This window comes from Pseudomonas sp. NPDC089530 (assembly GCF_050280705.1).
Classification (GTDB): Bacteria; Pseudomonadota; Gammaproteobacteria; order Pseudomonadales; family Pseudomonadaceae; genus Aquipseudomonas.
Window position 1 is genome coordinate 32,901 of sequence record NZ_JBNNVU010000026.1, and the last position, 20,361, is coordinate 53,261.

16 protein-coding genes and 1 pseudogene are annotated in these 20,361 nt (G+C 65.6%); 6 read left to right on the forward strand and 11 right to left on the reverse strand.

Annotation, left to right across the window (positions count from 1 at the left end; translation table 11 throughout):
• The first annotated feature begins 16 nt into the window (after positions 1-16).
• Positions 17-2,410, forward strand: a complete 2,394-nt coding sequence (locus ACQKQA_RS12795) for an autotransporter domain-containing protein (protein ID WP_427557593.1) — start codon at positions 17-19, stop codon at positions 2,408-2,410.
• A 55-nt stretch (positions 2,411-2,465) separates the two neighbouring features.
• Here ACQKQA_RS12795 and ACQKQA_RS12800 read toward each other — a convergent pair whose 3' ends face one another.
• Together ACQKQA_RS12800 and ACQKQA_RS12805 are read right to left on the reverse strand one after the other, a co-directional pair.
• Entirely contained in the window at positions 2,466-4,136 is a 1,671-nt protein-coding gene (locus ACQKQA_RS12800) for a ShlB/FhaC/HecB family hemolysin secretion/activation protein (protein ID WP_427557596.1), read from the reverse strand.
• Between the two features lie 194 nt (positions 4,137-4,330).
• Positions 4,331-5,950, reverse strand: a complete 1,620-nt coding sequence (locus tag ACQKQA_RS12805; protein WP_427557599.1) for a collagen-like triple helix repeat-containing protein — start codon at positions 5,948-5,950, stop codon at positions 4,331-4,333.
• 370 nt (positions 5,951-6,320) lie between these two features.
• On the opposite strand from ACQKQA_RS12805, the gene ACQKQA_RS12810 reads away from it, so the two are divergent.
• Positions 6,321-6,770 carry a DMT family transporter gene (locus ACQKQA_RS12810; RefSeq protein WP_427557602.1) on the forward strand — a complete coding sequence of 150 codons (450 nt, stop codon included), beginning with the start codon at positions 6,321-6,323 and terminating at the stop codon, positions 6,768-6,770.
• 7 nt (positions 6,771-6,777) lie between these two features.
• Here ACQKQA_RS12810 and ACQKQA_RS12815 read toward each other — a convergent pair whose 3' ends face one another.
• Together ACQKQA_RS12815 and ACQKQA_RS12820 are read right to left on the reverse strand one after the other, a co-directional pair.
• On the reverse strand, positions 6,778-7,632 hold the full coding sequence (locus ACQKQA_RS12815; RefSeq protein WP_427557604.1) for a MaoC family dehydratase: 855 nt from the start codon (positions 7,630-7,632) through the stop codon (positions 6,778-6,780).
• A gap of 2 nt (positions 7,633-7,634) precedes the next feature.
• Positions 7,635-8,987, reverse strand: a complete 1,353-nt coding sequence (locus ACQKQA_RS12820) for a 3-oxoacyl-ACP reductase (RefSeq protein ID WP_427557607.1) — start codon at positions 8,985-8,987, stop codon at positions 7,635-7,637.
• Between the two features lie 260 nt (positions 8,988-9,247).
• On the opposite strand from ACQKQA_RS12820, the gene ACQKQA_RS12825 reads away from it, so the two are divergent.
• The gene (locus tag ACQKQA_RS12825; RefSeq protein WP_427557609.1) at positions 9,248-10,525 is read left to right on the forward strand and encodes an acetyl-CoA C-acetyltransferase; all 1,278 of its coding nucleotides are present in this window, start codon (positions 9,248-9,250) and stop codon (positions 10,523-10,525) included.
• Between the two features lie 84 nt (positions 10,526-10,609).
• On the opposite strand, the gene ACQKQA_RS12830 is transcribed toward ACQKQA_RS12825, so the two are convergent.
• Together ACQKQA_RS12830 and ACQKQA_RS12835 are read right to left on the reverse strand one after the other, a co-directional pair.
• The gene (locus tag ACQKQA_RS12830) at positions 10,610-11,377 is read right to left on the reverse strand and encodes a methyl-accepting chemotaxis protein (RefSeq protein ID WP_427557666.1); all 768 of its coding nucleotides are present in this window, start codon (positions 11,375-11,377) and stop codon (positions 10,610-10,612) included.
• A 90-nt stretch (positions 11,378-11,467) separates the two neighbouring features.
• Positions 11,468-12,931, reverse strand: a pseudogene (locus ACQKQA_RS12835) (HAMP domain-containing protein); the annotation flags it as partial.
• 38 nt (positions 12,932-12,969) lie between these two features.
• Here ACQKQA_RS12835 and ACQKQA_RS12840 point away from each other — a divergent pair.
• Positions 12,970-13,866 carry a PA4780 family RIO1-like protein kinase gene (locus ACQKQA_RS12840; RefSeq protein ID WP_427557612.1) on the forward strand — a complete coding sequence of 299 codons (897 nt, stop codon included), beginning with the start codon at positions 12,970-12,972 and terminating at the stop codon, positions 13,864-13,866.
• A 144-nt stretch (positions 13,867-14,010) separates the two neighbouring features.
• On the opposite strand, the gene cueR is transcribed toward ACQKQA_RS12840, so the two are convergent.
• The 3 genes from cueR to ACQKQA_RS12855 form a co-directional block, all read right to left on the reverse strand.
• Complete coding sequence (cueR, locus tag ACQKQA_RS12845) at positions 14,011-14,427, reverse strand: Cu(I)-responsive transcriptional regulator (RefSeq protein WP_427557614.1); 417 nt, start codon at positions 14,425-14,427, stop codon at positions 14,011-14,013.
• Positions 14,424-16,820, reverse strand: a complete 2,397-nt coding sequence (locus ACQKQA_RS12850; RefSeq protein WP_427557617.1) for a heavy metal translocating P-type ATPase — start codon at positions 16,818-16,820, stop codon at positions 14,424-14,426. Before ACQKQA_RS12850 ends, cueR begins: the two co-directional genes overlap by 4 nt.
• A gap of 169 nt (positions 16,821-16,989) precedes the next feature.
• On the reverse strand, positions 16,990-17,373 hold the full coding sequence (locus ACQKQA_RS12855; protein WP_427557620.1) for a hypothetical protein: 384 nt from the start codon (positions 17,371-17,373) through the stop codon (positions 16,990-16,992).
• A 146-nt stretch (positions 17,374-17,519) separates the two neighbouring features.
• Here ACQKQA_RS12855 and ACQKQA_RS12860 point away from each other — a divergent pair, with 146 nt between their 5' ends.
• Positions 17,520-17,717 carry a heavy-metal-associated domain-containing protein gene (locus ACQKQA_RS12860; RefSeq protein ID WP_044461005.1) on the forward strand — a complete coding sequence of 66 codons (198 nt, stop codon included), beginning with the start codon at positions 17,520-17,522 and terminating at the stop codon, positions 17,715-17,717.
• Between the two features lie 106 nt (positions 17,718-17,823).
• Entirely contained in the window at positions 17,824-19,020 is a 1,197-nt protein-coding gene (locus ACQKQA_RS12865; RefSeq protein WP_427557623.1) for a multidrug effflux MFS transporter, read from the forward strand.
• Position 19,021: 1 nt separating this feature from the next.
• On the opposite strand, the gene ACQKQA_RS12870 is transcribed toward ACQKQA_RS12865, so the two are convergent.
• Together ACQKQA_RS12870 and ACQKQA_RS12875 are read right to left on the reverse strand one after the other, a co-directional pair.
• On the reverse strand, positions 19,022-19,201 hold the full coding sequence (locus tag ACQKQA_RS12870) for a hypothetical protein (protein ID WP_427557626.1): 180 nt from the start codon (positions 19,199-19,201) through the stop codon (positions 19,022-19,024).
• Between the two features lie 144 nt (positions 19,202-19,345).
• Positions 19,346-20,359, reverse strand: coding sequence for a zinc-binding alcohol dehydrogenase family protein (locus ACQKQA_RS12875; RefSeq protein ID WP_427557669.1), 1,014 nt, complete (start codon positions 20,357-20,359; stop codon positions 19,346-19,348).
• Positions 20,360-20,361: the final 2 nt, after the last annotated feature.

Below are 20,361 nucleotides of genomic sequence, written 5' to 3' on the forward strand. Positions count from 1 at the left end.
TGGAAGGGACCTCCCATTGAACACTTCACTCCTGCGCCGTTCGCTGCTGGCGCTGTCCGTGGCTGCCGCTGCGGCCCATGTTTCATCCTCGATTGCCGCGGACCTGAACTACGACCTCGGTGGCGGTGCCTTGAGCAGCACCCTGCAAACATTCGACAACGTGCTGCTGAGCGGGACGTCGCAGAACACTGGCGTGGATTTCAGAGGGGTGAGGGTTCAAGGCCGTTTTGTCAATGAGGGCACGGTCAATCTCAGCAGCGGCTCGACCCGTGCCGGGTTGTTCTTCTCTTCCCAGGGGCCGGCCGTTTTTTCCATGGGGCCGACCGTTTCGACCTTTACCGGCGACTTCATCAACCGAGGTTCGATCAGAATCGCGGGCCTGGACGAGTCCACCGCGCCGAGTGGCATCCTGCATTCCCTCGACCGGATCGGTGGCAACCTGATCAACGAAGGCGATATTGCCGTGACGGCCACGGGGGGCGCGGGCCTGGACTTCTATCTGTCGACCATCACCGGCCAGGTACTCAACAAGGGGACGATCTCGGTCAATGGGGAGGACTCCTATGGCCTGCTGGTGTTTTCCACGCTGTCTGGTATCGACAACAGCGGGACCATCACCGCCCGCGGGACAAACGCCAAGGGCATCGAAATTGAAAGCACGACTTTCACCGGGGCCGCAGGCAGCCAGATCAACAACAGCGGTACGATTTCGGCCGACGGTATCGGCATCCATGTGATCAGCTTCGCCAATTACACTTCGCTGCTTTCTATTACCCAGACGGCAGGCCTGATCGAGGGCGGTACCGCAGCGATCCAGGCCGATCAGCCGCGCGTCTTTTTCCACTGGGAAGGGGGGCAGGTCAAAGGCGATCTGCTCGGGCTTTCCGGGGTGCTGGTCAAGGGCGACGTGAACTTCGATGGCTCGACCATCCGTGCCGGATACGTGGATATCGACGGCGGTCGCCTGACCCTGCTGCGGCCGCAGACCACCATCGATGGCGAACTCGACCTGGACTCTTCGACCGCCATCCTGCGCTTGCTGCTGGACAACGGCACCCACCCGGCAACGCCGATCCTGAAGGTCACGGGCGCTACCTATCTCAGCGAGGGCAGCCGCATCGAGCTGGCGGCGCGCTCCAACGATTTCCGTACCGGCGCCGATGGCACGCGCTACACCCTGATCAACACCGGCAGTTGGGAAGAGCCGCAGAACGTGAACGTGGTGTCGTCCTCCGCGCTGCTGGAAGTCAAGAACTTCGGCATCGAAGGCAACGACCTGAAGGCGCTGGTCGCGACCAAGAACGAGGCGGTCGTCGAAGAGAACATCATCAAGGCCGACGGCTCGCAAAACGCGGCGAACGCGATCAAACCGCTGTCGAGCAGCCTCATGTCGCGGCTCGACGAAAACGATCCGGTGTTCCGCGCCTTTGCCTCGGCCTCCACCGATGCCGAGCTGGCCAGGCTTGCCGAGTCCCTGAGCCCGGATGTCAGCCGTGGCGTGATTCATGCCGCCACCAGCAGCCAGACGCTGGTCACCAACGTCCTCAACCAGCGCTCCAGCCGCGCTCGCAATCGCCTGTCTGCAGGCGCCGCGCCGCTTGAGAAGGGTGTCTGGCTCCAGGCGCTGTCCAGCGACGCCGACCAGGGCCGTCGCCACGGCGTCGAGGGTTATGACGCCAACAGCCACGGTATCGCCGTGGGCGCCGATGGCCAGTTCAATGCCGACACGACCCTGGGCCTGGCCTACAGCTACCTGGACAGCGACGTCAAATCCTCCAATGGTCACAAGACCGATGTCGCCGGCCACGCGCTGACCTTGTATGGCGACTGGACCCACGACAACTTCTTCGTCGACGCCTCGTTGATGTACGGCTGGAACGACAACCAGTCCAAGCGCTACGTCGCCGGCACTCGCGCCAAGGGCGATTACGACAGCGAGATCTTCGGCGCCAATGTGCTGGCCGGCTACAGCCTGCGTCTTGATCGGCGCCTGCTGCTCGAACCGCAGATCGGTGCCCGTTACGCCAACGTGATGATCGATTCGTACCGCGAGAAGGGCAGTTCGGCGGCGTTGAATGTCGCCAGCCAGCGTTATGAAGTGGGCGAGATGGGCGTCGGTGCGCGCCTGGCGGGGGCTTTCGATCTGGGCCAGGGCAGCCTGGAACCGGAAGCCAGGGTCATGGCCTGGCACGACTTCATCGGGGACCGGGCCAGCACCACCTCGACCTTCGTCCTGGGCGGTACGCCATTCACCACCAGCGGCGCCTCGCCGGTCCGCGACAGCTATGAAGCGGGCCTGGGCGCGACCTATCGCCTGGGGGCCTGGAGCCTGGGGGCTTCGTATGACTACGTGACCAAGACGGACTTCTCCGCCGATACTTTCACCGCCAAGGTGCGCTACGACTTCTGAGGCGCGCCTGAACAAAACGACCCGCCTGCGAGCGGGTCGTTTTTTTTCGGGAGGCTTACAGCTGGTAGCTGAAACTCAGGCTGAAGCGCGGGTTCCGGTTGTGGGTGTCCAGGGCTTCATCGGACATGGCCTTGGCCGCTTCGAGGGCGATGTTGTAGTACTTGGCATCGCCAAGGCGCAGGCCGACGGCGGCCGATGACAGGTTGCTGTCCTGGACCGGCAGTTCGTTGAACCAGCTGCGCGAGCGGTCCAGCACCACATAGGGCTGGAGGATGCGCAACCAGCGACCTTCACGGTTGAAGCTGTAGTTCACCTCGTACGCCACCCCCCAGCCCTTGTCGCCCGAAGCCTGGTCGTCGGGGTAGCCGCGACCGAAGTTCTGCCCGCCGAATACCGCGCGTTCGCTGTCGGGCAGGTTGTCGCGGGTCCAGTACAGGGCCGCGGATAACACGCCTTGCCAATTGTCGAAGAACTTGTCGCTCTGCACGCCGGACAGGCGCGTGCGGAAGAAGTCCAGGTCATACAGGCTGTTGTTGGTGTTCGCGCCCATGGCGTCGAGGCCCTGGTACACCCCGGCACTGAGAATCCGCAGTTGTCGGGCGTCGGCCTTGCGCCAGTCGCCCTCGAAGGCCAGGGCGCGGATATCGGTTTTTTCCTCGACGCTGAGGGGGTAGCCCAGCACCTGGTAACGGGTCTTGTCGTCGACCGCATACAGGCGCGAACCCAGGGTCAGCAGCTCGTTCGGCGCGGCGATCACCGGATGGCTCAGGCCGATGGAGTAACGGTCGTTCTCGCGGTGCGGCTTGAGTTCGAGACCGTTGCTGAGCCGCACGTTGGTCCCGGGGTCGGCGCGGTAGCGCGAGCCGTACAGGCTCAACTGCGTGCCCTCGGCATTGAGAAACTGGCTGTAGTCCAGGCGGTAGTAATGCTCGTGATCGTCCCCCGGCGGGAACAGGCCGCTGATGCTCACCTGCTCGCCCATGGCGGTTTGCGAGTTGCTGCTCAGGGCCAGCAAGGCCTGCATGCCGTTGCGATTGTCGTCGGTGGTGTTGAGGCTGCTGGTGAAGGGTTTGCGGCTGGCCTGGGCAATCAGGTAGGCCGCGCCGTCGGTGGTTCCCGGCGGCGGCACCTGGGCCTGCAGGGTGACTCCGGGAATGCGGCTCATCAGCGTGGTGTAGTGCTCGAAGGTCTTGCGCGTCAGCGGTCGTTCGGCCTTGAGTTTTTCCACCAGCCTGGCGAGGTAGGCCGAGACCGGGCCGATATCGCCCTGCAACTGGTAGTCCTTGATGTAACCCTCCACCAGCACCACGCGTACCGTGCCCTGATCGAAGCTTTGCTGCGGCAGGAACGCGTAGGACAGCAGGTAGCCGTCCTGTTGGTAGCGGCGGGTGATTTCCCGGGTGGCTTCGATCAGTTGCGCCAGGGTGCTCTCATGGCCGATCAGCGGCTGGTAGATCGCTGCCAGTTCGTTCAGCGGGTAGAGGGTGCCGCCTTCGATCTGCACGGTGCTGACCTTGACCCGGGTACTCATCGTCAGGGGCTGGGCCTGGGGTGCGGTAGGTTCGGTCAGCTTCGGCGCGGGCGTCCTGGGGCGATAGGCGTCGGCCGGCAGGTTGGGCACTGGCAGGTTGCGGATGGTTTCGTTGCTATTGAGAAAGCTGGGAAGGTTGTCGGCGTGGGCGTATGAGCAAAGGGACACTAACAGCAGGGGAGCCAAAGCGCGCATAGGACACTCCATGGTCAGATCGCAGCAACGCAGGAGAGACTTCGATAGGCGCGCTTGTCAGGATCTGTGCCTTGATCAAGGACTGCCACCGTCATGCTCCAGACAAGAAAAAGACGAGAGACCCAAGCGAATCTCTCGTCTCCAACCAAGCGTAGGCGCTGTAGGTAGGGCCGTCGAACGGCCAGGTGCAAATCCTAGCGGGTGCCGCCCAGGGTGCCGGTCAGGCCGCCGAGCACGCCGCCCAGGCTGCCGCCGGTACTGGTTGTACCGCTGGTGGCGGTGGTGCCTTCGACCAGGCCGCCGACTGTACTGACGGTGGTGCCCAGGGTGTTGACGGTATTGCCGACGGCGGCGATCACCGGGTTGGGGGCGCTGGCGGTGATGGTGCCGCCGGTGCTGCTGACGGCGCCGCCGACTTGGGTGATCAGGCCGGTGACCGGGCTGCTCACGCCGGTGCTGCCGGACACCTGTTGGGTGAGCCCGCCGACGGCACTGGTGACCGGGTTCAGGGCCGCGCCGACGGTGGCGCCGACTCCGGCCAGAGGTGCGGTCGTGGTGGTGTTGGCGACGCCGGTGCCGCCCAGGGCGCCACCGACCGAGGCCACGACGTTGCCGACCGAGGCACCGCTGGTACCGGCGGCACTGCCCAGGCTGCTGGTGTTGCCGGCATTCAGGCCGGTGCCCAGGTTGACCACCGCGCCGCCCACGGTTTCCAGCACACCGGTGCCGCCGACCCCGGGCAGTCCGCCGCTGCCGGTGCCGCTGGTGGTGGCCAGGCCGCCGGCGGTGCCGGTGGTGGTCGCGACATTGTTCAGTGCGCCGCCCAGGGTGCTGGTCACTGGGTTGCCGCCGCCGGCAGCGGTGATGTTGTTGCCCAGGGTATCGACGACGCTGCCGACGCGACCGACCAGCCCTTCGGTCGGGCTGCCCAGGCCGGTGGTAGTGCCTACTTTGCCGGTCAGACCCTCCGCCAGGGTGACTACCGGCACCAGCAGGTTGTTGCCCACGCCGTTGGTCGCGGAGCCCAGCGCGCCGCTGCTGGTCACGGTGCTCAGGGTGTCGCCGAGCATGCTGACCCGGCTGCCGGCGCCATCGAGTAGCGGTGCGACACGGGTGACCACGCCGCCCACCAGGGGAATGCTGCTGGTCGAAGTGGCCAGTTTGCCGCTGAGGTCCGAGACACCATTGCCGAGGTCCGTGACCACATTGCCCACCGTGGCCGTGGTTCTGCTCAAGGCCTGGGGATCGCTGCCCAGTTGGCCGAGGCCATTGGTCAAGCCGTCGCCCACGGTGCCGACCACATTGCCGCCGGTATTCACCGCGCTTTGCAGCACTCCGCCAGCCACGGGAAGCGGAGCCACGGCGTCGCCGAGGGTACTGACGCCATCGCCGACGCCGGTGATGGTGGTGCCGAGGTCGGAGACCAGGTTCGACGTCACCAGTGGATTGCTGGGGGTGGTGGGGTCAGTCGGGTCGGTTGGGTTGGTGGGGTCGGTCGGATCGGTGCCGCCACCCCCCGTGCCACCGGTACCGCCAGTGCCACCTGTACCCGCGGTCCCGCCTCCGGTTCCGCCGCCAGTACTGCCTGTGCCGCCGGTGCCTGCCGTTCCGCCGCCGGTGCCACCGCTACCGCCCGATCCATCGCCCGACCCGCCAGAGCCACCGGCGCCACTGTCGGAGCCTGCGGTGCTGTCGGTCGAGGAGCTGCCGGAGCTGCTCTTGTGGCCGCCACCGCCGCTGCTGCAACCGGTCAGTCCGAGGGCCAGGGCCAGGGCCAATGCTGTGCTTGTTTTCAACCAGACTTGAGTGTTCATGAGAGAGATTCCTTGCACCTGTTACAACGTTTTGTTGTTTTCGATAACTCCCCGGTTCTGTCGCCGGAGATGTTTCGTCCGTTGTGGCTATAAAAGGCTCAAGTGCTCTTTCCCACCATTCTCAACTTGGTATTAACAACTTATATATCGACGGTTTCTGCCCCCGCGCAGGGACTAATACCAAAGGTGTGCTGGAGCGGTGGGTTGTTTGAAAATCGTTCTAAATCAGATGGTTGTATTTTTTAGGCGCGAGGCGGTGGGGGCCGTTGAACGAAAGTTATATATATACAATTAATGGTTTCTCGACGTCGCCGCGGATCTGGCCTCAACCTGCCTTATAATCCGCAACCCGTTTTTTCTGGAGAACTTTATGCCTGCTCCTGTCTGGTGGCTGCTGTGCCTGCCGGTGATTGCCGGTGCTTTCTTACCCCTGCAAGCGGGGATCAATGGCCAATTGGCCAAGCAGGTTTCCAGCGTGCTGGCGGCGGCGCTGATTTCGTTTTTCGTCGGCACCGTGGCCCTGCTGATCCTGGCCCTGGCCCAGCGCGAAGTGCCGAGCCTGAATGTCTTGAAGGGCCTGACCTGGTGGCACTGGAGCGGCGGCCTGCTCGGGGCGTTTTTCATCGCCACCGCAGCGTTCGCCGGGCCGCGGATAGGCGCCATGCTGTTCATGGCCCTGGTGCTGGCCGGGCAGCTTGGCATGGCCATGACGCTGGACCATTTCGGCTGGGCGGGTTTTCGCGAGTCGCCCATCAGTCTCGGCAAGGTGGCCGGGCTGCTGTTGATCCTGGTGGGGGTGTTGCTGATTCGTCGCGGTTGAGGCGGGCTCAGGCCAACGGCTGCCAATGCCCGCGCATATGCTCCAGGTCGCCCGCGCCGGTCAGGCGCAGCTCGCCACGGGAGCCGGCGGCGCTGGCCAGCAGGCTCACTTCGCCGGGCAGGCGTACCGGCTTTCTGAAGTCCACGGCGATCTCGATATTGGCCGCCGGCAGATGCTCGCTCAACGCCGCCAGGGTTCGCGCCTTGTTCCATAAGCCGTGGGCGATGGCCTGGGGAAAGCCGAACAGCCTGGCGCTCACGGCGCTCAGGTGGATCGGGTTGTAGTCGCCGGACACCCGGGCGTAACGCCGGCCGATATCGGCGGGGGCCTGCCAGCGGGTCAGCTCGCTGAGCATGGCGGCGGCCTGAGTGTCGTCGGCCGGAGCCTCGCCCGGCAGTTCCACGCCCCGGCAGAGCATCCGGCTTTGCCCCTCCCACAGCGGCCCGAGGGCGTCGTCGGCGCTGGTCAAGAGGTCGAAGACCGCGCCCTTGGCATGGGGCTGCAGGTTGTCCACGCGCACCCCGATGCTCAGGTTGCCGACGCCACCCATGGGGCGCAGCACGCGAATCCGGTTGGCCAGGTGGATCAGCCCCAGCAGCGGGAAGGGGAAGTCCCGGGCGGTCAGCAATTGCATCTGCAGGGCGAACGCCAGCACATGGGGATAGGTCGGCGGCAGCAGGCCGTTCTCGGTAAAGCCGCAGACCTGGCGATAGGCCGCAAGCTTCGCCGGCTGTACCCCTACCTGGCAGCGCAGACCGTCCGGCGGCAGCTGGGTGCCGGTGATCCGACGGCGGGTCGCGGCCTTCCAGTACAGCTCGGGCAGGCTTGGCTGGGTCTTCAGTTCATGCCAGTGCTGGTTCATGTTCAGGCTCCCAATACACTTTGCCCACAGACCCGCAGCGCCTGCCCGGTGATCGCGCCGCTGCCCGGCTGGCCGAGCCAGGCCACGGCTTCGGCGACGTCCTGGGGCAGGCCGCCTTGCCCCAGCGAGCTCATGCGCCGCCCGGCTTCGCGCAGGGCGAACGGAATGCGCGCGGTCATCTGGGTCTCGATAAACCCTGGGGCCACGGCGTTGATGCTGATGCCACGCTCCCGCAGCCGCGGTGCCCAGGCCTGGGCCAGGCCGATCAGCCCGGCCTTGCTCGCCGCGTAGTTGGTTTGCCCGCGGTTGCCGGCGATGCCGCTGATGGAGGCCAGCAGGATCACCCGGCCGTTGTCGTGCAGGGTGCCGCTGTCCAGCAGTGCCTTGGTCAGCACCTGCGGGGCCTCGAGGTTGACCGCCAGCACCGCGTCCCAGAATTCCGGCGTCATGTTGGCCAGGGTCTTGTCGCGGGTGATCCCGGCGTTGTGCACCACGATATCGATGCCGGCCGGCAAGTGCTCCACCAGCCGGGCCGTCGCCTCTTCGGCGCAGATATCCAGGGCGATGGCGCGACCGCCGAGGCGTGCGGCCAGGGCTTCGAGCTCGGTCTTGGCGGCGGGGACGTCCAGCAGCACCACCCGGGCGCCGTCCCGGGCCAGGGTCTCGGCGATCGCCGCGCCGATGCCGCGCGCCGCACCGGTGACCAGGGCCCGGGCGCCGGACAGCGGCCGGGTCCAGTCCTGGACCTGAGCGCTACAGGCGTTCAGGCGGATCACCTGGCCGGATATATAGGCGCTCTTGGGCGAGAGGAAAAACCGCAGGGCGCCTTCCAGCTGGCCTTCGGCGCCTTGACCTACATACAGCAGTTGCAGGGTGGCGCCGCGACGCAACTCCTTGGCCAGCGAACGACTGAACCCCTCGAGGGCGCGCTGGGCGCTGGCGGCGAACGGGTCGTCGAGGGTTTCCGGCGCCCGGCCGAGAATCACCAGGTGGGCGCAGGGCTCGAGGTTCTTCATCAGCGGCTGGAAAAACTCGCGCAACTGCTTGAGCTGATCGGTCTGCAGCAGGTCGCTGGCATCGAACACCACGGCCTTGAGCCTGGGGCCGTGGCCGGGAATCCAGGCACTGGCGAGGCTTGGATCGGTGCCGTAGCTGTAGAGGCTCTCGGTCAGCCGCGGGGCGATGGCGCCGACCTGCTGCGTCAGCGGCCCGCCGCCGATCAGCAGCGCGCCTTCGACCGGGCGCATGCGACCGGCTTGCCAGCGCTCCAGCCGCACCGGCGACGGCAGGCCGAGGGCGCCGACCAGGCGGTGGCCGAGCGGCGTGTTGGCAAAGTCGATGTAACGGTCTGCCATGGAACACTCTCCATTCAGGCTGTCTGAAAACTACTGCGCTCGACAATACTGCGTTAAAAACAGGCTCGGAATGCTCATTTAGGTGCCTAAACTCCGCTTCCTCGCCTGTTTTTGCCTTGTCTTGCCTTCGCTCGCTACATTTTCAAACAGCCTGATCACTGGGATTCAAAGGGTGGACCGCAAAGCTCTTCCGATCGTTTGATCCGGGCGATACGACCTACGCTTGTCGGTTGTGCCACTCAAAGAATAGGGAGCTTTCCATGACTCAGCTGCGTCGTGTTGCGATTATCGGCGGCAACCGCATCCCCTTTGCCCGCTCCAATGGTCCGTACGCCACCGCGAGTAACCAGGCGATGCTCACCGCGGCGCTGGAGGGCCTGATCGAACGCTACGACCTGCACGGCCTGCGCCTGGGGGAAGTGGCCGCCGGCGCGGTGCTCAAGCATTCACGGGATTTCAACCTGACCCGCGAATGCGTGCTCGGTTCGCGCCTGTCGCCGACCACCCCGGCCTACGACATCCAGCAAGCCTGCGGCACCGGCCTGGAAGCGGCGTTGCTGGTGGCCAACAAGATCGCCCTGGGGCAGATCGAATGCGCCATCGCCGGTGGGGTCGACACCACCTCGGACGCGCCGATCGGGGTCAACGAAGGGCTGCGCCAGATCCTGCTACAGGCCAATCGCGGCAAGACCCTGGGCGACAAACTCAAGAGCTTCCTGCAACTGCGCCCTGGCCACCTCAAGCCGGAACTGCCGCGCAACGGCGAGCCGCGCACCGGTTTGTCCATGGGCCAGCATTGTGAGCTGATGGCCCAGACCTGGAGCATTCCCCGGGCCGAACAGGACCAGTTGGCGCTGGAAAGCCACCAGAAAATGGCCGCCGCCTATGCCGAGGGCTGGCACGACGACCTGATGACTCCTTTCCTTGGCCTGACCCGCGACAACAACCTGCGCGCGGAGCTGACCCTGGAACAACTGGCCGCGCTGAAACCGGTGTTCGAGCGCAGCGCCAAGGGCACCCTGACCGCGGGCAACTCCACCCCGCTGACCGATGGCGCCTCCCTGGTATTGCTGGGCAGCGAGGAGTGGGCCAAGGCGCGTGGCTTGCCGGTCCTGGCCTATCTGCGCGACGGCGAAGCGGCGGCGGTGGATTTCGTCAACGGCGCGGAAGGGCTGCTGATGGCGCCGGCTTATGCGGTGCCGCGCCTGTTGGCGCGCAACGGCCTGACCCTGCAGGACTTCGATTACTACGAAATCCACGAGGCCTTTGCCGCCCAGGTGCTGTGCACCCTCAAGGCCTGGGAGGACGCCGACTACTGCCGGACCCGCCTGGGGCTGGACGCGCCCCTGGGCGCTATCGACCGCGGCCGGCTGAATGTCAAAGGCAGTTCGCTGGCCGCCGGGCATCCGTTCGCCGCCACCGGCGGGCGCATCCTCGCCAATCTGGCGAAGCTGTTGGAGGTGGCGGGGCAGGGGCGTGGGCTGATCTCGATCTGCGCCGCCGGTGGCCAGGGCGTGACGGCGATTGTCGAGCGCTGAGGTGTTTCGGCGGTGACCGCCTCGATCGCAAACAAGCTCGCCCCTACAAGGGGCGAGTACTCCTTGTAGGGGCGAGGTTGTCTGTCAGGCCTTGAACCGACGCACCAGGGCGTCCAGCTCATTGGACAGGCCCACCAGGCTCTGCGAATCCAGGCGCGCCGAGTTCGCCAGTTCCGCCACCAACTGTGCATCGCCGTGGATCTGGCTGATGTGCCGGTTGATGTCTTCGGCCACCTGATGCTGTTCTTCGGCGGCGGTGGCGATCTGGGTGTTCATGTCGCGGATCACGTCCACCGACTCGCGGATCTGGCCGAAGCTCTCGCGGGCCAGGCCGATGCGGTTCACCGACTCCTGGGAAACCTCCAGGCTGGCATGCATCTGCTGGGTCACGGCGCTGGTGCGCTTGGCCAGGTTGCCCAGCAGGCTGTCGATTTCCGCGGTGGAGTCGGCGGTGCGCTTGGCCAGGGCGCGGACTTCGTCGGCGACCACGGCGAAGCCCCGGCCCTGCTCGCCGGCCCGCGCCGCTTCGATGGCGGCGTTGAGTGCCAGCAGGTTGGTCTGTTCGGCAATGGAGCGGATGGTGCCGAGAATCGACTGGATGTCGTTGCTGTCGCGTTCCAGTTGCTGCATCGACTGCGCCGACTGTTCGATTTCCTGGCTCAACTGGTCGACGCTGTGCACCGCGGCGTCGATCTGTTGCTGGCCTTCGCGGGCCTGGCGCTGGCCGCTGTCGGCCGAGTCGGCGGCCTGGCTGCAGGAGAGTGCGACTTCGTTGGCGGTGGCGACCATTTCGTGGAAGGCGGTGGAGACCATGTCCACTGCTTCGCGCTGGCGGCCGGCGGCTTCGGCCATGTCGTTGGAGACCTGGGTCGAGCTGTGGGAGGTGGCGAGGATACCGTGCGCCGCCTGGCCGATGCTCTGGATCAGGTTGCGGATGGCGGCCAGGAACTGGTTGAACCAGTTGGCCAGTTGCGCGGTTTCGTCGCGCCCGCGGATGTCCAGGTTGCGGGTCAGGTCGCCTTCGCCCTGGGCGATGTCTTCCAGGCCGCTGGCCACGCTGCGGATCGGGCGCACGATCAGGCTGGCGAAACTGGCGCCGACCACGGCGAAGACCAGCGCCAGGATCCCGGCGATGATCGCCACCAGCCAGGTCAGCTGGGTCGCCGAGCTCATCACCTCGCTCTGCTTGATCAGGCCGATGAAGGTCCAGCCCAGTTGCTCCGACGGCCAGACATTGGCCATGTAGCGCTCGCCGTTGAGTTCGACCTCCACCAGGCCCTTGCCGGCCTTGGCCAGTTGCGCGTAACCCTCGCCGAGGCTGCCCAGGGCCTTGAAGTTGTGCTCCGGCTGTTTCGGGTCCACCAGCACCGTGCCGCTGTTTTCCAGGAGCATCAGGTAGCCGGACTCGCCGAGCTTGATCTGTTTGACGATTTCGGTGAGCTGCTTGAGGGTCACGTCGATACTCACCACGCCGCCGGGGTTGCCCAGTTTGTTGGCGATGGTGCGCACGGTGCTGACATAGGTCGCGTCGTCCGTAGCCCAGTAGTAGGCCGCGGTGCGGATCGGCTTGCCCGGGCTGGCCATGGCGGTCTTGTACCAGGGGCGCTGTCGGGGGTCGTAGTTGTTCAGCTTGGGGTCGTCGGGCCAGGACACATAACCGCCGGCATTGGTGCCGACGATGGCATAGGCGTAGGCCGGGTGGCTGCTGCCCAGGCGTTCGAGCAGGGCGAACACCTGCTTGTCCATGTCGCCCTGGGGGATCTGCTCGGCGTTGGCGCTGCTGTAGTTCTTCAGGCTGTCGTCAGTGCCGGTGATCAGCGGCTGGGAGGCCAGGTAGTCGACGTTCTGGCTGATGCCGTCGAAGAAGATCTGCATGGCATTGCTCACCTGGCGGATCTCGCGGCCGCTGCTGTCGACGAAGTTGTCCCTGGCGTCGCTGCGCAGGTTGAGAACCACAAGGGTGGCGACCAGTACCACCGGCAGGCAGGCGATGATTGCAAACGCCCAGGTCAGTTTCTGTTTGATGTTCATCCGCGCTCCAGTTTTTTTCTTGTAGACCCACGATGTGCGAATGACTCGCGGATTGGCGGCAGCCTTGAAACCTTGCAATGGCGTGGCGTCCCTTTCGCCGGTGCCGGGTGACCCCCTGTGGTGCTGATTGCTTGCAGATTGTCGAACAAGCGTGTTCGGTTCTGATAACGTCGGCCGCCGAAAGGGAAAATTGAGGGCCGGGAAAAAGAAAAGACGGCACCTGGAAAGCCCTGGCGCTCCAGGCTCTGTGACACCGATTCCGGTCTTTGCCGCCGGGCGGTTGGCGGGGCGATCTGGCACATTGAGTGCATCTATCCGGTCGCAGGTCGGTAACCTCTCCCCGTGGTGCGAGGATTGCCGTATAACGACTGACATTCGCGTGTTGGGTAATAAAGGACCCCTGATAAAAGCTGATGAAGACTCCAAAACGCATTGAACCCCTGATCGAGGACGGTCTGGTCGACGAGGTGCTGCGCCCGCTCATGAGTGGTAAGGAAGCAGCTGTGTATGTGGTGCGCTGCGGTAAGGAATTACGTTGCGCCAAGGTTTACAAGGAGGCGAACAAACGAAGTTTTCGTCAGGCGGCCGAGTATCAGGAAGGCCGCAAGGTGCGTAACAGCCGTCAGGCGCGCGCGATGGCCAAGGGGTCCAAGTTCGGACGCAAGGAGGCCGAGGACGCCTGGCAGAACGCCGAGGTCGCGGCCCTGTTCCGCCTGGCCAACGCCGGTGTGCGGGTGCCCAAGCCGTTCGACTTCCTCGAAGGCGTGCTGCTCATGGAACTGGTGGCGGACGAGTACGGCGACGCCGCGCCGCGCCTGAACGACGTGGTGCTGGAGCCGGACCAGGCCCGGGAATATCACGCCTTCCTGATTTCCCAGATCGTGCTGATGCTGTGTACCGGCCTGGTGCACGGTGACCTCTCCGAGTTCAACGTGCTGCTGGGGCCCGACGGTCCGGTGATCATCGACCTGCCCCAGGCGGTGGACGCGGCGGGCAACAACCACGCCTTCAACATGCTGGAGCGTGACGTCGGCAACATGGCCTCCTACTTCGGGCGTTTTGCCCCGGAGCTCAAGCACACGCGCTACGCCAAGGAAATGTGGGCGCTGTACGAAGCCGGCACCCTGCACCCGGGCAGCGTCCTGACCGGCGAGTTCGCCGATCCGGAAGCGCTGGCGGATGTCGGTGGCGTGCTGCGGGAAATCGAAGCGGCGCGGCTCGACGACGAACGCCGCCGGGCCATGCGAATGGCGGACGATGCGCCACGGGGCGCGCCCGAGGAACCCCCGCCGCCACCCTGGATGCAGTGATTCACGCACAAAAAATCCGGCAGAAGCCGGATTTTTTGTGCGTGTGAATCACGTAGCCGCTGCTGCAGGCTGCGATCGGTCCGGGCGGCATTCCGTGCGCAGAGGACGCGCTTTTCCAAGCCGCTGGAAGGACCTTCGGCGCGGCTAATGGCACATGTGCGTTTCGCAGCACCCGCCCGAAGCCAGGTCCTTGAGGATCGGGCAATCCGGGCGATGGTCGCCGTGGCAGTGTTGCACCAGGTCCTGCAGGGTGTCGCGCAGCCCGGCCAGCTCGGCGATCTTGCGGTTGAGTTCATCGATGTGCTGGCGGGCCAGGGCCTTGACGTCGGCACTGGCGCGCTGGCGGTCCTGCCACAGGGTCAGCAGCTTGCCCACTTCTTCCAGGGAAAACCCCAGGTCCCGCGATCGCTTGATAAAGGCCAGGCTGTGCAGGTCGTCGTCACCGTACAGGCGATAGCCGCTGTCGCTACGATGGGCCGGCCGGAGCAGGCCGATGGACTCGTAGTAGCGGATCATCTTGGCGCTCAGGCCGCTCTTGCGGGCTGCTTGGCCGATGTTCATCGGGCGTCCTCCTGCTCTTCGGGTTTCCAGGTTTTCAACAGTAGCGCATTGCTCACCACGCTGACGCTGGACAGCGCCATGGCCGCCCCGGCCAGCACCGGGTTGAGCAGGCCGAAGGCCGCCAGCGGGATGCCGACCAGGTTGTAGACGAAGGCCCAGAACAGGTTCTGGCGGATCTTCGCGTAGGTCTTGCGGCTGATCTCCAGGGCGGCCGGCACCAGGCGCGGGTCGCCGCGCATCAGGGTGATCCCCGCGGCGTGCATCGCCACGTCGGTGCCACCGCCCATGGCGATGCCGATGTCGGCGGCGGCCAGGGCCGGGGCGTCGTTGATGCCGTCGCCGACCATCGCCACCACGTCGGTCCGTTTCAGTTCGGCGACCGTGGCGGCCTTGTCGGCGGGCAGCACTTCGGCGTGCACATTGGCGATGCCCAGGGCATCGGCGACCACCTTGGCGCTGCCGCGGTTGTCGCCGGTCAGCAGGTGGCTGCCGATCTGCCGCGCGCCCAGTTGTTGTACCGCCTGCAAGGCACCGGACTTGAGGGTATCGCCGAAGGCGAACAGGCCCAGCACCCGCGGTTGCGGTTGTTGCTCAATCAGCCAGGACAGGGTGCGGCCTTCGGTTTCCCAGGCCTGGGCCGAGGCGGCCAGGTCGCCTGCCAGCAAGCCGCTTTCTTCCAGCAGGCGCCGGTTACCCAGGGCCAGTTGGCGCCCGTCCAGGGTGCCGGCGATGCCGCGGCCGGTCAGGGACTGGCTGGCACTGACGTCGGCCACCGCCAGCTGGCGTTCGGCACACAGGTCGAGCACCGCCTTGGCCAGCGGATGTTCGCTGCCGCGTTGCAAGGCGCCGGCCAGTTGCAGCAGACGGTCGTCGTCGCCGTCGACGGCATGCAGGTGGGCGATGCGCGGGGTGCCGGAGGTCAGGGTGCCGGTCTTGTCGAAGACCACGGTGCTGACTTCATGGGCCCGCTCCAGGGCTTCGGCATCCTTGATCAGGATTCCGTGGCGGGCGGCGACGCCGGTGCCGGCCATGATCGCGGTCGGCGTGGCCAGCCCCAGGGCACAAGGGCAGGCGATGACCAGTACCGCCACCGCATTGATCAACGCGGTTTCCAGCGGCGCGCCGTACAGCCACCAGCCGATCAGCGTCGCCAGGGCCAGCAACAGGACCGCCGGCACGAACACCTGGCTGACGCGGTCCACCAGTTTCTGGATCGGCGCCTTGCCGGCCTGGGCGTCTTCCACCAGGCGGATGATCCGGGCCAGCACGGTTTCCGCGCCGAGTGCCTGGGTCTGCACCAGCAGCCGGCCTTCACCGTTGATGGCGCCACCGGTGACCTTGTCGCCGGGCTGTTTCGGCACCGGCAGGCTTTCGCCGCTGATCAGGGCTTCGTCGGCATGGCTCTGGCCTTCCACCACTTCGCCGTCCACCGGGAAGCGTTCGCCGGGCTTGACCAGCACCAGGTCGTTCAGGCGCAGGGCGCTGATCGCCACGTCCCGTTCACGGCCATCGACGACCAGGATCGCCCGTTCCGGACGCAAGGCTTCGAGGGCGCGGATGGCGCTGGCAGTCTGGCGCTTGGCGCGGCTTTCCAGGTATTTGCCCAGCAGCACCAGGGCGATCACCACGGCCGAGGCCTCGAAGTACAGGTGCGGCATGCTGCCGGCCGGGGCGACGGCCCATTGGTACAGGCTCAAGCCATAACCGGCGCTGGTGCCCAGGGCCACCAGCAGGTCCATGTTGCCGGCGCCGGCGCGCACGGCTTTCCAGGCGGCCACATAAAAGCGCGCGCCGAAGACGAATTGCACCGGCGTGGCGAGGACGAACTGCGCCCAGGCCGGCAGCATCCAGTGCAGGCCGAAGGGTTGCACCAGCATCGGCAGCACCAGCGGCAGGGCCAGCAGGATCGCCAGGATCATCGACCAGCGTTCGTGCTGCAGGCGCTGCTCCTGAGCATTGCCTTCGGGCTGTTCGGCCTGCCACAGGGTGGCGGAGTAGCCAGCCTTGTCGACGGCGGCGATCAGGCTGGCAGTGTCGACCTGCCCCAGCAGGTCGAGGTGCGCCCGTTCGTTGGCCAGGTTGACGCTGACCCGGCTGACCCCGGGCACCTTGCTCAGCGCCCGCTCCACCCGGCCGGCGCAGGAGGCGCAGGTCATGCCGCCGATGTTCAGTTCCAGGCTGTGGGCCGGCACGCTGTAGCCGGCGTCCTGCACGGCGGCCATCAGCGCCGGCAGGCTGTCGCTCGGTGCCTGGACCCGGGCCTGTTCGGTGGCGAGGTTGACGCTCACGGCCACGGCGCCTGCCACTTTGCTCAAGGCACGCTCCACCCGTCCGGCGCAGCTGGCGCAGGTCATGCCGGCAATTGGCAAGTCAAAAGTGGTTGATTCGGACATCACTGACGCTCCCTGTAAACGGTGTCTACAGGATCAACCTTGCCATGCTGGTAAGGTCAAGCGCCATGGCCCGGGGTGCTTCAATCTGTCTCAGTGGCTTCGGCTCGGGATCGTTGCCCACACCGGTTCCGGGGACGGACAGGGCTGGCGCAGGCGAGGATCCGAGGTCTCAATATTCCAGGGCGGCGGGCTTGAGGTACAGGCCGGACGGGCTCATGGCGATGCGGAACTTCAGCACATCGCCGGCCTTGAGGCGGATGTCCTGGGAACCCGGCGCCAGCATGCCCGGGTTGCAGCCCGGCATCTGTCCCGGCAGCAGTTTCAGGCGCAGCGAGACTGTGCCCGGCGGCAGGTTGAAGGACGTGGCTTGTTCCTGGAACAGCCGACCTGCCAGTTGGTCCTGAATGTACAGGCCGATTTCGCAGGAGGTGGCGACTTCCAGTCGCTCCCGGGAAATGATCAGGACGCCGTAGTCCTCGCCGGCGGCGCTGGCCGACGGGGCTGCCGCGATGAGGCCGAGGAGGCTGAACAGGCTGATAACCGACCAGCGCATGGCTGAATCTCCTAGTGTCGTGTCATTGGGGGTGAAGCTTGGCCGAGCGCGCCGACGATTTCCAGCCCGGCAGATGCATCCGGAACTTGACCTTGCCATGGTGATAAGGTCGAAACTGCCTCCAACCTCATTACAGGAGAAGCGTCATGCAAGTGTTCAATGTCGAGGGAATGTCCTGCGGTCATTGCGTCCGGGCCATCACCCAGGCGGTGCAGAGCAAGGATCCGGCGGCCAGCGTCCAGGTCAATCTCGGGGCGAAGGAAGTGGGGGTGGAAAGCCGGTTGTCCGCCGACGAGGTGATCGGCCTGATCAGCGAAGAAGGCTACCAGGTCAAGCTGGCCTGAGGCATTTGGCCGGCCTTTTTAATAGTTAGCGACCTATCGGAATGTTCAAGGCCTCCAGGCGCGGATAAACTGTCGAGCTGCCGCCCGACCTGTACCTGGATGCCTGATGAACCTTCGCACAATCCTGATTCTTGGCGCCTTGAGCGCCTTCGGCCCCTTGGCCATCGACTTCTATCTGCCGGCGTTCCCGGCGATGGCGCTGGCCTTTGGCACCGATGAAAAACATGTCCAGCTGACCCTGGCGGCCTACTTCCTCGGGCTGTCGATCGGCCAGCTGGCCTACGGTCCGGTGGCCGACCGCTTCGGCCGACGTATTCCATTGCTGGCCGGGGTCGGGCTGTTCACCCTGGCGTCCCTCGCCTGTGCCTACGCGCCGAGCCTGGAATGGCTGATCGGCGCGCGCTTCGTCCAGGCCCTGGGTGGCTGTGCGGGCATGGTGATTTCCCGGGCGGTGGTCAGCGACAAGTGCGACGCGGTGGGTTCGGCCAAGGTGTTTTCCCAGCTGATGCTGGTCATGGGCCTGGCGCCGATCCTGGCGCCGATGCTCGGCGGCCTGCTGGTGAACCTCTATGGCTGGCAGTCGATCTTCATCATGTTGACCCTGTTCAGTGCCCTGGCCGGCCTGGCGGTGGCGCTGGGCTTGCCGGAAAGCTTGCCGGCCCATGTGCCGCGCCAACCGTTGTCCGGCGCGCTGCGCCAGTACGGTCGGTTGCTGGCGGACCGGGTGTTTCTCGGCCACGCCCTGACCGGGGGCATCGCCATCGCCGGGATGTTCGCCTACATCGCCGGTTCGCCTTTCGTCTTCATCAAACTCTACGGGGTGCCGGCCGAGCACTTCGGCTGGTTCTTCGGGATCAACGCCGGGGGCTTCATCCTGGTGGCCCAGCTCAACGCCCGCTTGCTGGCCAAGCGCGGCCCGGCGTTCCTGTTGGCGCGCACGGTGTGGGTCTACCTGCTGGGTGGCCTGGCATTGCTCGTCGTCAGCTCGCTGCGCCCGGCACAACTCTGGCCGTTACTGGTGCCGCTGTTCATTTGCATTGCCAGCCTGGGCTGCATCATCCCCAATGCCTCGGCTTGCGCCATGAACGGTCAGGGCGCACGGGCGGGCAGTGCTTCGGCGATGCTCGGTTGCCTGCAGTTCAGCGTGGCGGCCGGCGCGGCGGCGTTGGTGGGCGTGTTGCACGACGGCAGCGCCGTGCCGATGGCCACGGTGATCAGCCTGTGTGGAATCCTGGTGGTGACGCTGGCGATGCTCACCCGGAGATTGCAGAACGCCCGAGCGCTGCAAGCCGCTCAGCGGTAGGTCAGCCGACGGCGCGTTGCTGGCTTTCGGGGAATCGGTGGGGGGCGTGCAGACGCGTTTCCAGGGTATTGGCGAAGGCCCGGGCTTCGGCTTCGCTGCGGAAGGTCACGGCATGCTGGTCGATTTGAACCTGCCATTGAGTGCCTGTGGATTTTGCCAATTCTTTTATCAGGATCTTCATTGCTGACCTCCTCGGGTAAAAGATTGCAGTGCAAAGGCCTCCAATATAGTCCCGAATACGGTCACAAGTATGACGAGGATCAATTGTCGGACTGACGGCATCCGGCCCCTCTGACGAGCGGGCAGGACGCCTTCCGACCCGGCGTCAGAAACCTTCCAGCACGATCTTGCCCTTGGCCTTGCCGCTCTCCAGCAGCGCATGAGCGCGCCGCAGATTGGCCGCGTTGATGGTGCCGAAATGCTCGCCGAGGGTGGTCTTCAAGGTGCCGTTGTCGATCAGTTCGGCCACGCGGTTGAGCAGGTGGTGCTGCTCCTGCATGTCCGGCGTCTCGAACAGTGAGCGGGTGTACATGAACTCCCAATGCAGCGACAGGCTCTTGCGCTTGAGCTTGGTCACGTCGAGGGTTTTCGGATCGTCGATCAGCCCCAGCCGGCCCTGTGGCGCGAGCGCCTCGACCAGTTGATCCAGGTGGGCATCGGTCTGGGTCAGGCTGGCCACGTGGGTGACGCTGGCCTGGCCGGCCTTCTTCAGCTCCTGGCTCAACGGCTGGCTGTGGTCGATCACCAGGTCGGCGCCCAGCTGGCGCACCCAGTCCTGGGTTTCGGCGCGGGAGGCGGTGCCGATGACCTTGAGCCCGGTGAGCCGGCTGGCCAGCTGGGTGAGGATCGAACCCACGCCGCCGGCCGCGCCGACGATCAGCAGGCTCTGGCCCTGATCGGCCTGGCCTTCGCTGATCTGCAGGCGGTCGAACAGCAGCTCCCAGGCGGTGATCGCAGTCAGCGGCAGGGCAGCGGCTTCGGCGAAACTCAGGCTCTTGGGCATATGGCCGACGATGCGTTCGTCCACCACGTGCCGTTCGCTGTTGCCGCCGGCGCGGGCAATCGAGCCGGCGTAGAACACCCGGTCGCCGACCTTGAACAGGCTGACCTCGCTGCCCACGGCCTTGACCACCCCGGCCACGTCCCAGCCCAGCACCTTGGCGGTGCCAGCTTCAGGCTGGACGTTCTGGCGGATCTTGGTGTCCACCGGGTTGACCGAGATGGCTTTGACTTCCACCAGCAGGTCCCGTGGGCCGGCGACCGGCTCCGGCAGTTCGATGTCTTGCAGCGACTGGGGATTGCTGATGGGCAGGGAGGCGTAGTAGGCGATGGCTTTCATCA

Bases quoted from the DNA above. Each gene is read 5' to 3' on its own strand.
- ACQKQA_RS12805 (WP_427557599.1), bottom strand. From the start codon at position 5,950: ATGAACACTCAAGTCTGGTTGAAAACAAGCACAGCATTGGCCCTGGCC.
- ACQKQA_RS12865 (WP_427557623.1), top strand. From the start codon at position 17,824: ATGAACCTTCGCACAATCCTGATTCTTGGCGCCTTGAGCGCCTTCGGC.
- ACQKQA_RS12855 (WP_427557620.1), bottom strand. From the start codon at position 17,373: ATGCGCTGGTCGGTTATCAGCCTGTTCAGCCTCCTCGGCCTCATCGCG.
- ACQKQA_RS12840 (WP_427557612.1), top strand. From the start codon at position 12,970: ATGAAGACTCCAAAACGCATTGAACCCCTGATCGAGGACGGTCTGGTC.
- ACQKQA_RS12820 (WP_427557607.1), bottom strand. From the start codon at position 8,987: ATGGCAGACCGTTACATCGACTTTGCCAACACGCCGCTCGGCCACCGC.
- ACQKQA_RS12860 (WP_044461005.1), top strand. From the start codon at position 17,520: ATGCAAGTGTTCAATGTCGAGGGAATGTCCTGCGGTCATTGCGTCCGG.
- ACQKQA_RS12825 (WP_427557609.1), top strand. From the start codon at position 9,248: ATGACTCAGCTGCGTCGTGTTGCGATTATCGGCGGCAACCGCATCCCC.
- cueR (WP_427557614.1), bottom strand. From the start codon at position 14,427: ATGAACATCGGCCAAGCAGCCCGCAAGAGCGGCCTGAGCGCCAAGATG.
- ACQKQA_RS12850 (WP_427557617.1), bottom strand. From the start codon at position 16,820: ATGTCCGAATCAACCACTTTTGACTTGCCAATTGCCGGCATGACCTGC.
- ACQKQA_RS12875 (WP_427557669.1), bottom strand. From the start codon at position 20,359: ATGAAAGCCATCGCCTACTACGCCTCCCTGCCCATCAGCAATCCCCAG.
- ACQKQA_RS12830 (WP_427557666.1), bottom strand. From the start codon at position 11,377: ATGGCCGAAGCCGCCGGCCGCCAGCGCGAAGCAGTGGACATGGTCTCC.
- ACQKQA_RS12870 (WP_427557626.1), bottom strand. From the start codon at position 19,201: ATGAAGATCCTGATAAAAGAATTGGCAAAATCCACAGGCACTCAATGG.
- ACQKQA_RS12810 (WP_427557602.1), top strand. From the start codon at position 6,321: ATGCCTGCTCCTGTCTGGTGGCTGCTGTGCCTGCCGGTGATTGCCGGT.
- ACQKQA_RS12800 (WP_427557596.1), bottom strand. From the start codon at position 4,136: ATGCGCGCTTTGGCTCCCCTGCTGTTAGTGTCCCTTTGCTCATACGCC.
- ACQKQA_RS12815 (WP_427557604.1), bottom strand. From the start codon at position 7,632: ATGAACCAGCACTGGCATGAACTGAAGACCCAGCCAAGCCTGCCCGAG.